Raw genomic sequence first — 17,040 nt, forward strand, 5'->3', positions numbered from 1 at the left:
TCATTATTTGAACCGATTTTATTAAGTCTTGTGGCTTTATTACTGCATTTAAAAATGAAATTAATATCCTTGGATTATTTTCATTACCAAATATCCTTTTGAACACAAAATCTACCTTAGGACTTAATATCTCTAGCCTAGTCAAATATCTCAACTCCTTCCATACTATTAAACATCTTATCTTAATTATACTATAGGAAAAATAATTAAATAAATACTGTATCAAATTAATATGCTTTTAAACAATATACTCGTAAATGAATAATACTTCTAATCTAATAAACATAATATCTACAGTATCTTTAAAGACTAAATAAATTAAAGATAGCACTATCCCGATAAAAGAATAAAGATATTATATATAAATACGAGGAAAATAAAAAAGAGTAAACCCTAGTAAAATCAATGCTTTAAAGCACTTTTTATTATTAAAATTTTTCATCAATATGACAAAATTACTTTTTATGGAAAATAAATTGGATAATACTTATTTAAAATTAATACAAGTTGTTTTAAAGCTATTTTTAGCATTATATATACATGTTTAATATAAAACTACTGTTAAATATTTAGCTCCTTATATGGCCAAATATTTAACTCGAAACTTATTCTAATAATTTGTATTTTAATTCGTAATTTATTTATTTTTATCCTGGATTTTTTAAATAAAATTTTATGGCCATAATGAATTATGGCTATAAAATACGAATATTAATCATATTTTACATTAAGGCGGTGAGCCTTTGTTTTGGCTTTTATTTTCGATTCTATTAAAAATAGAAATTTCAAAATTTTTATTTTGATTATTTGTATTAATCTTTATTTTTTCAAATTCAAATTCTAATTGTGTTCCATTTACTACTTTTAGTTCTTCTATAGTTTTTAATTGCTCTTTTCTATTGTTTCTTTCCTCATTTAAATCTATTACTTTTCTACTTTTATAATATAATGTTATTCCTTTTTTATTTTTAGTTAAAAAACCTATGTTTTCTAATTCCTTTAGGAATTTATAAACACTTCTTTCATTTTTAAAACATAAATATTCAGAAATCTTCTCTATTCCTAAGCTAATAAATGCTCCATATGAATTGCTGTTATATGCCTTAACCATTAACATTAATACCTTACCTATTTTTTGGTCTAAGATATTAACTGCATTTTCTATATAACTTAAAGGTAATTTGTATAAGGGTTTTAATCTCTTAACATTTAATTTAAAAAAACCATCTTTTTTTTCAACTTTTCCATTCACTTTTTTTGCTAATTCTTTTAAAGTAGTTTCTTTTATATTGGTTTCAGATAAATCAAAGTATCTATTAATATAATTATTTTTTTCCAATTCCAAATAAGCCTTATAATGACGGACTGCCCCCTTGTTTTCATAAATAGTTTCAATAATATTTCTAGCAATATATATACTATTTATAGCCTTTTTACAGACATTACAATTAAGGGTTAATCCTTCTTCTTCAAATAACATCTTTACTTTATCGCAAGAAAATTTAGTTTTATTTCTTACTAAAGATTTATATTTTCCTACAACTGCATTTAAACTTTCATCATGCTTCCATTCAATTGCTTTATCTTTTAAAATAGCAAGAATTTCATCTTCCCCATAATTTTCTTGAAGAAGTCCTAATGCTATTGTTACTAAGAAATTATTTCTATTGCCTTTTTCAACTATTGGCATATTAAGTAATGCTCTTACACATTCTCTATTTTCATTTCCTGGTAACTCTAAAACTTTTTTATTCTCTTTTTTTAATTTAGAAATCTTTTTTCTTGATTTTTCATATAATTCTACAAGCTTTAAAGATTTTATTCCAGATAAAGATAGCTCTCTTATATCCCTTTGATTTTTAGTTAATTCACTTCTATTTAATTCTCCAGTCATAAGATATAACAGTTCTTGAAGTGTAATATAATTAACAAATCCCCCATTATAAAAACTTCCTGGTGTTTTTATTAATCTATAACTAGAGTTAACAACACTTTCATCTACATATTTTAAGCCTAGTTCTTCTTTAAACTGTTTATACATTTCTGTATATATTCTATGTACATTTTTTGACGGTTTTAATCCAAATGTTTTAGGATTAACCCATACATAAACTGATTTTGAATTAGTTATAGTAATAACTATATCATTTTCTTCTATATTATAATCTTTTAATAAATGTTGTATGTATTCAGCAACTTCATAATAAACATCAATTTCTTTAGCCTTATTAGATGATTCAAATTCAAGGACAAAGGGATAATATCTATCATCAAGTTCTTCAGTTCTTATATTTCTTTTTTGTTTAGATAAATAAGTAAAGTGTCCTTGTAATGAAAAATGGCTTATTTCTTTTTTATCTTTATTTTTTATAGTCCATGCTAATAATTTTTCTATATGAGTTTCATATTTTTTATCAGCCCTATTTTGAGAAAAACTTCCTTGAACAACTTCATGTATTCCACCATATTTTTGCATACTGTTGTCCATTTTTCTTAATGCTCTATAAATAAACATCTGTTCTATAAAATTACCCTTTTCCATTACTCTTCACCTACCTTTCAAAAACTAATTACAAACAAAAAAACTCTTAGGTTAATACCTAAGAGTTGTATATTAAAACTTATGTTGCACACTAAAAACTTTTTGAATAATATCCCAGGAATACTTTTTATTTCCTCCTGTCAATTTCTTTGTTTTTTATATTGCACAAAATATCACCTTATGTTATTATATAAACATAAAATGAATTTAAAGTTTAAACATTCTGTTTCTTGGTATTGTTGCTACCAGTTTCAGTTATATAAATTAAAATGTTTGGCGACATTTTAATTTATCGTTTGAACTTGAAATATAAAGAAGAATTTCTTCTTTTAACTAAATTATATTACATTTTTAGAATTAAAACAATATAATTTAACAAAAAAAGCAGTAAATTAATTTACTGCTTTTTTTGCTTAATAATTTATAAGTAAATGATACTTTTAATATAATCTTTATATAATTTATTTACTTAGTGCTTCCTTTAATTTATCTCTATATGCTTTAAGTTTTATATATTCATTATAGGAATTATAATAATTGTTTTTATATTCTTCAATAGTTTCATTAAAACATTTTTCTCTAATTACTCTTTCATATTCTCCTTTTAATTTAATCATCTTTTTATAAGCATATTTAACTTTTAATGAATACTCATCATATAGTGTTGGCTCGAATTTATTAGACAACTGCTCTAATTTAATTATTTGCTTTGAAATTTGCTTTAATTTAAATTCATCTTTACAATATAATGTTGTTCCATTCAGCAAACTAATTAGTTCTTTAATCTCACTATTGAATGAAAAAACATCTTCTTTAGAAAATTTTACTCCTAAATTTGTCATAGGCTCACCACAGATTTTAATTTTTTTCAATTAAATATATTTTAAAAAATTTACTTTCAGCTAATTTATTCTCTTTAATTTCAATATTAAACTCTTCAGATGTAATATTTTTAAAAGCAGATGTAATTTGATTATCAGTCATTTCTAAATTAATACTTTCAAAAATAAGATGTTTTTTTCCTTCTATAATATTTTCATTATAAATTTTATTTTCTAAACTCCCAATTTCTTTGAATTTATCTATTAATATATCTTTTTTATTTAAAAAATCACTTTTAGCTTCTCCTACTTCTTCTCTTTCTTCTGTTTTAGAAGTTATCAAATCATCTATATTATTAACTTCATTATTAATAGATGCTGTTTGATAATCTTTTATTTTCTCATTTAATTTTTTTGTATTTTCACTTAAAATTCTTATTTTTTTATTCGTCATAGATAAACCAGTTTGCATAAAAATAATTATTATAACTAAAACTATTATTATTATTTTATATTTTTTATTAGTATTAAAATTTAATAAATCTTTTATATGTTCCATCTTTCCCATCCTAATATATTATCTTTCAAGTTCTTTTTCTTTTTTATTAGTTTTAAGAGTTTTCATTGCCTCAATATGTTTGCAACCTTCTTGTTCTAACTGATAATTTATTAAGTTTAATTTGTTAGCTTCAATTGTAATTTTTCCTATTTGTGATCCTGTCCATTTAGTGTTATTTATTTTAGCTCCCCTTAAATCTGCCCCCCTTAAATCTGCAAATATAATACATTCTGTTATATCTGCATTTTTTAAATTTGAATTTCTTAAATCTGCATTTAATATTTTCATTCCACTTAAATTTTCATTTTCTAAATTAAGTTGCTTTCCTTTTAATCCATTAGTATTAATCCACTCTTCATGCTCTCTTATTTTTTTCCTAATTTCCTTTTCTTTATTTTCGTCTATCATATCTAATTTATCCTTTTCTATTTCACTTGCTTTTAAAGCATTTATATTTTCAAGAAATTTACTATTACGAAGTTCCTTGTTGCAAAAATCAATTAAATCTTTTGCAAAACCATCTCCTATATCATACCTAAGATCAATTGACCAATTTGGAGAAATATGAAGGTCAAATCTTACTTTAAAATTAGGATAATATTCTCCTTTCTCACTATATTCTTCTTTAAGTTTTTTTACATTCTCTTCTTCTTTTTTGAATATTTTATTTGCTTCTCTAAAGTCTATAACTGCGTCTTTTTTAAATTTATTCCCTTCAGCCATATTAATTGCAATAAACGGTTCTTTAAAATAATTATTCTCATCTACTTCTCTTGTATTTTTAATTTTTATTTCAGATAATCTAAGCAGTTTCCTATTTTCATCTATTAATTGCTCATATAAAAATTCACTTTCTCTAAATTTTGTAGGGAAGTGTTTTTCTAAATAATGTATTAAATTTCTAAACTCCCCATCACCTATATCAAACCTAAATTTTAAAATTTCTTTATCTGAAATTTTAACTTCTCCTTTTACTTTTTCATAAGGATAGTATTTATTTTCTTTGTTATATTCTCTTTTTAATCTTTCAATTCTCTTTTCTTGATACTCTAAAATTTCATTTGCTTTTATAAAATGTAATATTTGATTTTCCTTAAATGCAGGACTTTCACTCATCAATATTCTAACTTCACCAATTTTAAGTTCTTCTAATTTATTAAAAACTTGTGATTTATCATTTTCTATTTTTTTGATTTTATATAAATTTTTATTATCATCAATGTATATAAGATTTTCTAATTTATATTCTGTACCCCAATATACATCCACATATTTATTATTTCTCCCTTTCATTGCTACTACTTCATTTTTTATAGTTAACTCTTGTTCATTTTCTAAAAATATAGTTGAATTATTTCTATTTATTATATTCTCCATCTTATCTCTAGTAATTTCATTTATAACAACTCTATCTCTTCCTAAAAATTTTTTTAATTTCTCATCTCTTATTTCCTTTTCTACTATATTTTCATTAATTAATGTTTTTTCTATAACTTCAATATATTCTTTTACCGTTTCTCTTACTTCGTTTATTAATTTTTCCTTATTATTTAATTCAGTATTCTTAGTCCATTGTTTTATATATCTAAAAGAATATTCTGCTGTATCTAATCCAAAATAATTGCATACTGTATATGCTACTAATTCTGCTTGAAATTCTCTTTCATTTATACTGTAATTATTTCTTTTTTCAATAGTATGTAATTTTGCATGAGTTAACTCATGTAATAATGTTTTTACATTTTGTAATTGAGTATTTCTAGGATTTAAAGCAACTTCTTTTGTTAATGTATAACTAACTCCCTTTGCTACTCCCAATTCACTTTTAGGCTCAATAATTTTAACTCCTATGTTATTAGCTATATTTCTCATAGCACTATACATTAAATCATAATTTTTAACTTCTCCATCTAGCCATTTGTTTGGAAATATTTTTGGTAAATCTTCTCCCTTAGCATTTGTTTGACTAATGTCAAAAACATATCCTTGGTTGAAAACTAACTTGCCTTTTTTTACTTCAATTTTCCCTTGCTCTATTAATGCTTTTTCATCTAAGTTTGCTTTATTTATCTTAACTTCTTCACCTTTTAAATTAATAAAATAATCACTTAATCTAGTAGGAACTAATATTTTAATTCCTTTTTCTCCTTTATTAACTGTATAGCCTTTTTCTTTCCAAAAAGCATATGAACCAACTGCTAATGCTCCTTTAAATTGCCTTTTAATTAAAATAGTATTTCGTAAAGAGTAATTATAGAATTTTCCCATATAACTAGCAAATTCTTTTAATTGCTCTGGACTTGTAAAACAATTTTCTATTTCTATATTAGCTTTTTCTAAAAGATTATTAATTTCCTTTTCTTTATCTTCTTTTGATTTTTTACTGTATGATTTCTTCATTTTCAAATTATCCTCCCCAAAAAAATCAATAATAAAACACCAGGATTTTACCTGGTGTTAAAATATATTTTCATTTATAATTTTATTTTTCAAATCAAATTCTACTATAATAGTTTCTCCTTCTTCGTCATTTAATTCTGATTTTATTGATGAAACATATTCATTTGAAGCTTTCAATATAAATTCTTCTTTTCTATTAATACTTAATACTTTCAGTTCATTATTACTTATAGCTTCTTTAACTATTCCTAAATTATTAAACATAAACATCTACCTTTCCATTTCTATTTCTCTTTGTAATTTTTCATAAGCTATTTGATTTTTAACTTTTTCAAAGTCATTATCAAATGCCTTTTTTAAATTATTAATTTCCCTTTTTGTTAATAATACTATTTTAGATTTATTATTATTATTAAATAGACTTCTACTATCATTTTCAACTACATCTTTTATTTCTTTAAGAAGTGTATTTCCCATTCTTGTATATAAATCATCTATCTTATTTTTTTTATAATTATTATACCTAAACTCTTCACCTGTACCATACATTTTTTTTAAGTATTCTACTTCTCTATCAAGTAAATTCTCTAATTTATTTAATTCTTCCTTTTTATAATTCTCAATATAATACTTTGTTAATTCATCTAAAATAGGTCTAGCATCATTTATAGAATTATAATTATAGTGCCATTGTTTTTTATCGTTAGGTAATTTTTCTATTATATCTAAAACCATTCTTTTCATTTCAATATCATTATGAAAAGAAAAATTCTTTTTGCTTTCAATTATATTTTTTCTTATTAAATCATTTATTTGTCTTTGTTCTTTGCTTCTATCAATAAGATTATTTGCAAATTTACTTTTCATATTATATAAAGTTTTAGGTTTTCTTTTTCCTCTTTCCCTGGTTGGATTGATTTCTACACTTGCTACATGAACATGAATATTATCCGTATTATAATGGAGAGATCCACTCCAAATTAAATTATTTAATCCTTCTTTTTTAATCAACTCGTTCATTGAACTTCTAACTGCCTCAATTATTTTTTTCTCATTTACAATTCCAGTTTTTCTATCATATAGTCCTTCACTTTCTAGCCAATTATTATCAAAACTAAAAACATCTTGCCACATTATACCTTCTTTTTTTTGTGCCATAGAAAAATAATTTTTTAATATTTTTTTTTCATTTTCATTCAAAAAATATTTATCTGCTGTGAATAAATTGCCTGATTTACTTGGATTGCCCATATAGTCATTATATAATGAAAAGTCATCAAATTTATAATTTCTAACTGCTTCTTCTCTGTCTATATAATCTATATAAGTTGAAAATTTTTTACTATTGCTTTTAATCCATCTGACTTTATGAATTATTCCTACCATACTTTTATCCTTACATTAATATTCTCTATCTAGTTTAGATACCCTTTTAGTTGCAATTCTTTTTTCTACTACATCTATTGCATTATCTATAGCTTCGCACTTAGCTTCTTCTGTTGTTGCTAAAAAATTATATCCAGACTTTACAAAGAATCCATTTAAAAGTTCAATAATAACTTGAGAGTTTTTATCTGTTTCATTACTTGCTTTTTTAATACCTAATAATTCACCTTTTAATTGTTCTGCAATCTCTTTTCCTATTAACTTAATCATAACATCTGTAGTCATATCACAATTATTTTGATGTTCTCTTATAATAAACTCTAACGCTTCTCTATCAAATTTAAAATTATTTTTTTCTCTGATCTCTTCTATATAATCTATACATTGTTGATTTAATCTAAATTCTTTTCGTAATCTTCCCATAAATATTCTCCTTATAATTATAACAAAAAGGACTTTGTCCTCGCTTTCGCTCACCTATAAACTTTAAAAAGTTTAATCAAAATTTTTATAATGAAATATTAAATATCTTAATTGGAAATTACATATGAAGATATTTAATAAGAGCATAAGGGAAAACTGTCCCCAAAATAATTGGGGAGCTAGGCAAAGCCTAGCGTTTACATGGGGACAAAATTTTTTCCAAAACCGTTAAGTCGCCGTACATAATCCGTACGACATCCGTACAAAATAAAAAAAAATAATTATGTTTCTACATTAACTTTACTCATAATTTTTCTTCTTTTCTTCTAATTTTTTAATCTTTTCTTTAAGTTCATCAGCTCTTTTATCTTCAATTTTCATCTCAATTTCTAATTGATTAATCTTAGATTTATTAGAACTTATTGTATTTTCTGTTGCTTCAAGCTCACTTTCTGTTTGATATTTTTTATCTTTTTCTAGTGTAGTTATGTTTTCCTCATATGAATTTATACTATTGTTTTTTGAAGAAATCATTTCATTTATTTTTTCTATTTCTGCTTGAATATCATTGATTTCATTTTCTATAACTTCAACTGTATATTCATTAATTCCCTTTTCTTTTAAGCTATTGTTAATATTTATATCCCTTGAATCTGAATATAATTTAATGCTCCCTTGATTATTTTTATCTAATACCGTTAATGATAAAGCCTTCCAATTCTTATTAACATTTGTAGTTATTATATAGTCACTATTAGTTACTTTTGTTACTTTACTTGGAATAACTTCTGTAGGATTTGTTTTTTCTCTTATCGAAAAATCTAAATTTACTTTCTCAGTTAAACTATTATTTTTAACCTTAACTGTAAATTGTACTAATCCATTTTCAGAATTATATTCTCTATCTTTTAACATAATAGTTACGCTATTTAAAACTAATTCCTTATTAATTTCTGTACTCATCAAACTCATTTCTTTATTAAAAATAACATTTGAAGATAAAAAAAATAAAACTCCAATTATACAAATTGAAGCTAAAAAATAATATGGAATTGATTTATTTTTTTCTAATTTTTTATTTATATTATCTACTTTAATTTGCATACTTTCTTTATTCATATTCCAAGATCACTCACCTTTTATTTAAGATATTACTTTAAATGATATTGCTTCAAATTTTAATATTGCATTTAAATTAAGATATTTTTCATAAAGGTTATCTATTAATATGTAAAATTCTTTTTCACTTATAATACTTCCTTTGTACGCATAATCACTTAAAATTATTTCTGAAAAATAATTATTCTTTTCCATTATTCCTTTAATTGTTTTTGATTCTTTATCATAAAACGAAGTTAAATATTTTCTTAATTTATCTTCTATTTTTTCTATTTCTTTTATAGCTTTCAATTTGCTTTTGGCACTAAATTTATAATTTGTTTTAGTTTCAAAAGTTAAATCACCTTCATTAAAAATAAAGTTAATTGAGTAATTATTCATAGTAACCTCCCATAAATTTTTATTCTACAACCCTTCTAACTTTCCTATTAAATGTTTGCTGATAATATGGATTATTTAAACTTCCTATACTTACACCTGTACTACTACCATCATGTATAAACTGTCCATTTCCTAAATAAACTCCAACATGACCGTTAATTGTGTAAGTATCAAAGAAGATTATATCTCCCCTTTTCATATCCTTAGGGTTTACTGCTTTTCCCATCTTTACAAGAGAAAATGTTACAACACTTGCTCTATCGCCAAGTTGAACTCCAGCACTTGCATACATATAATGTATAAAAGACGAACAGTCAAAACGACCAGCTAAAACATCTGCTTCTGTTCTTCCACCACCCCATACATAAGGCGATTTTCCTACCCATTTCATTCCTGCCTCAATTGCCTTTTCTATTATCTCATTACCACTTGCCAATAGTCCTGCATTACGAAATTCCATGGCATATTGAAAGACCTTATTAGGATAATTATTTTGTGCCTTATCTAAATCTACACTCATTCCATAACTTGGACCTCCATTGTAACAAGCAAAAATTCTTCTTAAAGTTTCTTTAAAGTCCTTATCTGTTTCACTTCTTTCCCAACCAACTAGCTTCATATTTTCATCATTATTGTAGTCTAATTTATCTACTTTATTTTGTTTATACAAAACAAAATTTGCATAATATCTCATTTCATATGCACCCGCAAAAATTTGAGCTTTAGGATCGCTTAAATATATATTCCACATTTCATCTGATGATGAAAATACATATCCACTTTCTTTATAAGCATCTCCTAATCCCATATCAATAAGATATTTCCATAAATCTTTTCCTGTTAAAATATCGTATTTTTGTATTTGCATTATTCCATATGCTCCACCATAAGATGTATTAGGATTAAAGTTACTTTCTTGTTTTGCAACTGCTGCTAATACCCAATTAGGAACATTAAATATACTTGCTGCTTCATTGAAATAAGGAACAAATTCTGTAGGTACACCATATGCACCAATATCAGTAATAAGCCCTCCTCCGCCATCATTTTGAAATTCTTGTGCTTTAAAAATATACATAGTTATAGCACTTACTAATATTAAAAAGCTAATAGTTATTGCTCCTACACTTGATAATGAAATCTTAATTACTCTTTTAATTAACTGCTTCTCTTTTTCCAATAACCCCACCAACTTTTAATTTAAATAACTCTATAACTAACTACTTTATATTTATTATTGAATTTTAATAACTTAACCTCATAAGAACTTCTTCCCGAATTACAGATTTGATCGTATTGATCTATAACATTCCATTTAACATAAACATCAAACAAAATATAATCATTATCATATTTATTTTCTTCTTCATAAGACTTTACTTCTTCAATTGTTTTTTTCTTAATATCCTGATTTTTCCCAAGATACATATACAATGCTTCTACTTCTTCTTTTAATTCATCTGCTGAATATTTAACAGCTAAATCTACAGTTTCCTTGATATTTTCAATATCAAAACTTTCTATTGCTTGTACAAAATTTTCCGCTACATTCTTAGCCTTAATTCTTTCATCTAAGCTAAATTTATTTGTATCAAGTAGGAAATTATTTTTCTTAATTTCTTCATCTGAATTTCCATTTGTTATGCTAGTTTTAAATCCTTTTTCTATTATAATATCTTTAGAAAATTCATCTTTGTTATTCTCTAATTCTTTATCCAAATCATAAACTTTATTACTATTTTCATTAGAAATATTGTTTTCTTCGACACTAATATTATTATGTTCTTGTTTATTTTTTATATCATTTGCTAAATCTTTTGCTACAAAAATAGTAGATACAACTCCTAATGATATACAAGAAATTATTATTAAATGTTTAATTTTTTTCAAATTAAGCACCACCCTTAAATAAATCTAACTCTTTATTTGTAACTTCAATTCTAAACTTTATATTCTTAAATCCATTTATAGCTAATATACATTCTCCCTTTCTGAAAAAGGGTATACCTTCAATTTCACTTTCAGTTAATTGTCCATCAAAAATATCTAGTAAAGCTCCTTTTGAGTTATTATCTTGTTGCATAATAAATTTATATTGAGTTAACTCAAATAATGTTTTTATCTTTTGTAATGCTTCACTTTCTGCGTTTTCTGGTACTACATCCCTAATGCTTTGTGTTGCAAAAATTAGTCCTGCAAAATATTTTCTAGCTTCTCTTTCAAAAGAAATTAGATAATCAACAGCCATTATATTATTTGAATTAATAAACTTATGTGATTCATCTATAAGAAGAAAATACTTTATAATATCTTCAAATTTAACCTTTCCATCATCATATAATTTTTTAACTTTTAATCCATGTGTTAAAGCATTATTCCACAATAAAGTCATTATATTAAAAGTTTGTGCATTAAAAATTCTCTTATCAAATTGAACTAAATTTTTAACTTCAAAGCTTACTAACTGTTCATTATCAAAACTGTTTATTGAAGAATACCCATTAAATAGTGTACCGTAATCTCTTACTATACTTTCAATGTTTAATATTATTAACTCTAATCTCTCTTGTTTAGTTGGAGTTAAATTTTTCTTTATAATTTCTTTTTCTATATTTTCGTAAAGTTCATGTTTTATATATTCTAGTAATTCTTCCATTATTGGATATTGTCTAATTTCATAAGTTGTAGCTCTCTTTCTATCAATTCCATAGCTTCTGTAAAAGTCACTTAAAATTCTCTCAAATTCTCTTATTTCTGCTTGTTCTGCATTTGGAGAAATAAACTGATATAACATAGAAACCTTACTCAAATGAAGCATATAACTTTGTTCTTCTAAAACTTCGTTTGTTTCTTCATCAACAACTGTTGCGAAAATTTGTAATGGATTGATAATTCCATCTGTACCATCAAGTGCAATTACTTTTCCACCTAAAGCTTCCACTAAAGTTTTAAATTCTCCTGAAATGTCCAAAACTCTTATTATATTATTTACTATTGCATTATCTGTCATTAATCTTTTTAATAAAGTAGATTTTCCCGAACCCATTAGTCCAACTGCTAACGCATTATATGACTTTCTATAATCATTTCTAGTAAAAATATCAAAAAGTACATTTCCACCTGTATAAGTTCTACCTAAGTATTTTCCTGTCGGATCGTTTAGTTCTGTAAAATGGAATGGATAACCTGCTCCTAAAAATATAGAAGGTAATGGCTTTCCAACTCTTTTATTAGGATAATAACTCTGTTCCGTAGCTGAGGAAAATAATGATTGCCATTCATATTCTTGTTCATTAATGCAGACTGCTCCTCTATAGCCTAAGTTTTGTAATCTAATCAATATTTCCTTAATTTTTATATCTAATTCATCTAATGTTAATGCTGATACATAATATCTTATAGTAACAAGCTTTACTATTTCTTCATTTTGCGTAATATCCTCAACTAATGCTTGTAACTTATTAATCTCTGATGTAGCTTTAATTCTATCTATATTACTTGGAGCATCTCCTACTCTTGTAATTTGTTCAGTAATTGATCTATTAATTTTTTCCAATATCCTATCTTGATTTTCCGTTGAAACATCTATTGTAGTTGTTACATCTTCAAAATTTAATAAATCTTCTAACCAATAGTCATTCACCTGTGTTTTAAATTCATATATTCTTATACACGCTTCATATCCATCACCTTTTATAATAGCTTTATCTGCGAAACTGATACCACCTACGGGTTGTATTGTAGTTAAAAGATAAGGATTATATTCTATTTTTTTTCTTAACGTCATTGTAAATTCCCCCCTTTAAAATAAAAAGATACTAAAATTAATTAGTATCTTTTAAATTACTCTTTAATTAATAAGTTTTGTATTTGGATTATTTAATTTAAATAATATTTTTAGCTTTTTTTCTGTATCTAAAGATTTTAATTTTATAGCTAAATTTTGATTTCTAAGTAATAATCCCCTAACTTCTTCTTTATTATCACTATCTTTGATAAATATCATTATATAAAATTCTCTATTTTGTCTATTTGATTCAAGATAAACTAACTGCTCTAATTTCTCTTTTAAAAAACTTGCATAAATATCATTTTTACACTCCTTTAGTTTCTTTTCTAAATACTTTTGCTGATTCACAGTATTTACTGGAAATTTCATTGATATTATTTTAAAATCATAAACATATCCCCTTAAAAATGATACAAAACTATATATGTGCATTTTTCTTTCAATTTCATTTAGTGAATATATGTCTTTACTATCAATCTGAAAAATATCTATTTCTCCATTTTTGGTAATTATACTATTATCATCATCATTTATATCTTTAAATGGTAATAATTCTTTAGTTGTTAATAAAACCTTTTTATTTTCTCTTTTTAATTCTTTATTTTCCTTTTTCTTTAATTTTTTTTCTTCTTTTTTTATTTTCTTTTCTTCTTTTGTTAGTTTTATCTTCTCTTTTTGAGTTTCTTTCTTTATGTTTATATCTTCAAATTTTTTTACTGCCATAAAAACCTCCAATTAAAAAAGTGTCCTTTGGGGACACTTTTCTATTCTCTAGCATAAGCTTTCCTATTTCTTATTAAAGCATAATATATGCTTTGAAATTTTCTCTTTTCTGGGTTTATTCTACTTTTACTTGTTAAAATAATTGATATAGTAAACATAAATAAATAATATGGTACAACTAATGGCTTGTAAACAAGAGAACTCAATGCCCATGCTATAATTAATACAGTCCCAACAAAAACAATATCAAATAAATATAAGTTTTTAGTAAACTTCATTGAAGATGAAATTTCCTTTGGTAAAACATACATACTATCACCCAACTTTATTTTTTATTTTTAACATTCCACTTACTACCAGTATTTTTCCCTAAATTATAAGACCTTGCCAAATCATCTATAAATTTTGATGATTTAACCTTATCTCTTGTATATTCACCAATTGTTCTATTTTCCATTTTACCTACTACATTCTTATTCTTTGTTCTATCATCTAAATTTAAGTTACCTTGAACTTCCTTAGATTGAATATTTTCAACTCCCTCCTTATATCTCATACCATTATCATTTTTTATACTTCTTGATTCATTATTTCTAATATCTGCACTATTATTAACACCTTCATCTTTAAAACTATTACTTGAACCTAAATTACTAAAATTACTTTTCATTTCCCCATTTAGGCTCTCTCTACTATTAGAATTATCTACGTTAACTCCATCATTAATAATACCTTCATTTTTGAAATTTTCTTTTGAGTTTAAATTATTAGGGTTATTTCTATTTATTTCACTATTTAGGCTTTCTCTACTATTAGAATTATCTAAATTAGCTGAAGCATTTCTAAAACTATTACTACTATTAATACTTTCATCTTTTAAAGCTTCTCTTGAATTTAAATTGTTAGGATTGTTTCTATTCATTTCACCACTTAGACTTTCTTTATTATTAAAATTATCTAAGCTAACTTGATCATCTTTAATAGCATTATTATTATTAACACTTTCACCTTTTAAAGCTTCCCTTGAATTTAAATTACTAGAATTATTTCTAGTAATTTCATCATTTAAGCTTTCTTTATTATTAAAATTATCTAAGCTAACTGCACTCTTTATAATATCCTTTGATGTTAGATTGTTTAAATCACCTTTATTCATTTCATTATTTAAATTATCTATGTTATTTGGATTAATCATTGAATCTCCATCAATTTTACTAACTGAAGCTTGATTTCTATACATTTCTTCCTGAATATTACCACTATTGCTTCTATCATTATTTTTATTAATATCCTTTAATTCTCTTGAATTAGCATTGCTATAAATAATATTATTATTAGTATCACTAATTCTCTCATTAGAATCATTATCTGAAACACTATTATCATTATTTGAATGATTAATTCCATTCATTTCATCTTCAATACTATTGGTATTTTTATTATCATTAAAACTATTTGAATTTAAATTCTTATTAGCTTTCATTTCTTCTTCAATAGTATTCATATTTACATTTTTTATTTCATCATTTTCTTTAATATTCTTAGATTTATTATCATCACTATTAGAACTTTTATTTTCAGTATTATTAGAATTTTTCATATCTTCTTCTAAACTATTATTTAAATTATTATTATTATCATTATTTTTATCATTTGTATCTTTATTGCTATCATTAATATTATTTTTATCAAATATACCATTTACCGCTCCAGCACCCATGCTAACTCCTACTGCGGTAGTTTTTACTAAATTCTTAACTCCATTCGATAATGTACTTATACCATTAATAGCTCCCTTACCTAATCCATACCCTGCTATAACTGCTGACCATCCATTTTTAAGTCCTGCATCTATTCCTATTATTCTTTCTATTATATTAGGACCATCTATAACTGCTATGCTTCCACCAACTAATACAATCATTTTGGCGATACCATTCGCACTCAATCCAGCATTTCCTAAACTTGTTCCTAACCAAGAACTAAATATTACATACAATTTCGTCATTATAGCCGTTGCAAATATAACTATAAAAATTGAGAAGATATGCTTTATTATTTCTTTTAATTTCTTTCCATCTCCAATATCTGCAAATGCAAAAAATGTTGCAAGTAGTTTATTAAATGCTAATTCAAATATCAATCTTGCAACTTTTAATCCAACACACATAAGAGTTATACCCATAGCTCCTAGTGTTACTATTATTGTTAAAAAATCTATTCCATATCTATAATATTCTTCATCTATTTTGAACCAACCCGATTCTAAATCTTCTAATTTCTTATTACCATTTTTGTCAAATTCAATTTTCTTTCCTAGAACACCTTTATTATTTACTTCTTCTAAATCTATAGTTTCACTTTCATTAACAGATAATATTTCAGCAGAATTTATATTATTTTTTTTACTCAAATCGTAATTATTAGCATCTAAATAATATAGATCATATATGTTATTTTTTATTAATTCATTTGCTGAACTTGTATATTCACTAGCAACATCTTTAACTGCTATACTTGTTATACTATCTAACTTAGTCATTAAAGTTGGTAATAAGACTAACATAAGAATAGAAAATAAAATATTCGCTGGTAATTCATCTCTATTTTGTTTCCTATTAAACATTATTTTAAACCCTAACGCCGCTATTGATATTCCAAGGATAACCCAAATCAAAGGTTTGTATTTATCTATTAACATAGTTACTTCTGGAGAATCAAAAAATCCATTTATATTATAAATTTTAGTTATAGATTTTTCTATTCCGTTTACTAACAATGCTAATGTTGTTACTACTCTCCACATTATCCATCTAATACAAGTGCTAATTATATTAGCCATTTCAAGAATATTGTGTTCCATTAATTTTTCCAATATTTCCATTCTCGAACCTCA

At 24.4% G+C, this 17,040-nt stretch carries 16 protein-coding genes; all 16 read right to left on the minus strand.

Annotation, left to right across the window (positions count from 1 at the left end):
• Nucleotides 1-145 (minus strand): PD-(D/E)XK nuclease family transposase (locus tag QZ321_RS11360; RefSeq protein WP_294196940.1); only part of this gene is annotated, 145 nt, incomplete at its 3' end.
• A gap of 582 nt (nucleotides 146-727) precedes the next feature.
• Nucleotides 728-2,542: a hypothetical protein gene (locus QZ321_RS11365; RefSeq protein WP_294196862.1), complete on the minus strand. Its 1,815-nt coding sequence runs from the start codon at nucleotides 2,540-2,542 to the stop codon at nucleotides 728-730.
• A gap of 461 nt (nucleotides 2,543-3,003) precedes the next feature.
• Nucleotides 3,004-3,384, minus strand: a complete 381-nt coding sequence (locus QZ321_RS11370) for a hypothetical protein (protein WP_294196864.1) — start codon at nucleotides 3,382-3,384, stop codon at nucleotides 3,004-3,006.
• A gap of 16 nt (nucleotides 3,385-3,400) precedes the next feature.
• The gene (locus tag QZ321_RS11375; protein ID WP_294196866.1) at nucleotides 3,401-3,922 is read right to left on the minus strand and encodes a hypothetical protein; all 522 of its coding nucleotides are present in this window, start codon (nucleotides 3,920-3,922) and stop codon (nucleotides 3,401-3,403) included.
• Between the two features lie 18 nt (nucleotides 3,923-3,940).
• Complete coding sequence (locus tag QZ321_RS11380; RefSeq protein WP_294196867.1) at nucleotides 3,941-6,322, minus strand: LPD25 domain-containing protein; 2,382 nt, start codon at nucleotides 6,320-6,322, stop codon at nucleotides 3,941-3,943.
• Nucleotides 6,323-6,379: 57 nt separating this feature from the next.
• Nucleotides 6,380-6,586, minus strand: coding sequence for a hypothetical protein (locus QZ321_RS11385; protein WP_294196869.1), 207 nt, complete (start codon nucleotides 6,584-6,586; stop codon nucleotides 6,380-6,382).
• Nucleotides 6,587-6,592: 6 nt separating this feature from the next.
• A complete protein-coding gene (gene mobP2, locus QZ321_RS11390; protein ID WP_294196871.1) occupies nucleotides 6,593-7,708 on the minus strand; it encodes a MobP2 family relaxase in 1,116 nt (371 codons plus the stop codon).
• 15 nt (nucleotides 7,709-7,723) lie between these two features.
• Nucleotides 7,724-8,131, minus strand: coding sequence for a hypothetical protein (locus QZ321_RS11395; protein ID WP_294196873.1), 408 nt, complete (start codon nucleotides 8,129-8,131; stop codon nucleotides 7,724-7,726).
• A gap of 300 nt (nucleotides 8,132-8,431) precedes the next feature.
• Nucleotides 8,432-9,250, minus strand: coding sequence for a hypothetical protein (locus QZ321_RS11400; protein WP_294196875.1), 819 nt, complete (start codon nucleotides 9,248-9,250; stop codon nucleotides 8,432-8,434).
• A 24-nt stretch (nucleotides 9,251-9,274) separates the two neighbouring features.
• The gene (locus QZ321_RS11405; RefSeq protein ID WP_294196876.1) at nucleotides 9,275-9,631 is read right to left on the minus strand and encodes a hypothetical protein; all 357 of its coding nucleotides are present in this window, start codon (nucleotides 9,629-9,631) and stop codon (nucleotides 9,275-9,277) included.
• A 19-nt stretch (nucleotides 9,632-9,650) separates the two neighbouring features.
• A complete protein-coding gene (locus QZ321_RS11410) occupies nucleotides 9,651-10,811 on the minus strand; it encodes a bifunctional lysozyme/C40 family peptidase (protein ID WP_294196879.1) in 1,161 nt (386 codons plus the stop codon).
• A 20-nt stretch (nucleotides 10,812-10,831) separates the two neighbouring features.
• Nucleotides 10,832-11,521, minus strand: coding sequence for a hypothetical protein (locus QZ321_RS11415; RefSeq protein WP_294196881.1), 690 nt, complete (start codon nucleotides 11,519-11,521; stop codon nucleotides 10,832-10,834).
• A gap of 1 nt (nucleotide 11,522) precedes the next feature.
• Complete coding sequence (locus QZ321_RS11420) at nucleotides 11,523-13,418, minus strand: ATP-binding protein (protein ID WP_294196883.1); 1,896 nt, start codon at nucleotides 13,416-13,418, stop codon at nucleotides 11,523-11,525.
• A gap of 63 nt (nucleotides 13,419-13,481) precedes the next feature.
• Complete coding sequence (locus QZ321_RS11425; protein ID WP_294196884.1) at nucleotides 13,482-14,144, minus strand: hypothetical protein; 663 nt, start codon at nucleotides 14,142-14,144, stop codon at nucleotides 13,482-13,484.
• A gap of 41 nt (nucleotides 14,145-14,185) precedes the next feature.
• Nucleotides 14,186-14,455, minus strand: a complete 270-nt coding sequence (locus QZ321_RS11430; protein ID WP_294196886.1) for a DUF5592 family protein — start codon at nucleotides 14,453-14,455, stop codon at nucleotides 14,186-14,188.
• Between the two features lie 14 nt (nucleotides 14,456-14,469).
• A complete protein-coding gene (locus QZ321_RS11435) occupies nucleotides 14,470-17,028 on the minus strand; it encodes a pLS20_p028 family conjugation system transmembrane protein (RefSeq protein ID WP_294196887.1) in 2,559 nt (852 codons plus the stop codon).
• Between the last annotated feature and the right edge of the window lie 12 nt (nucleotides 17,029-17,040).

It is taken from the genome of uncultured Clostridium sp. (assembly GCF_910588715.1).
GTDB lineage: Bacteria > Bacillota > Clostridia > Clostridiales > Clostridiaceae > Clostridium.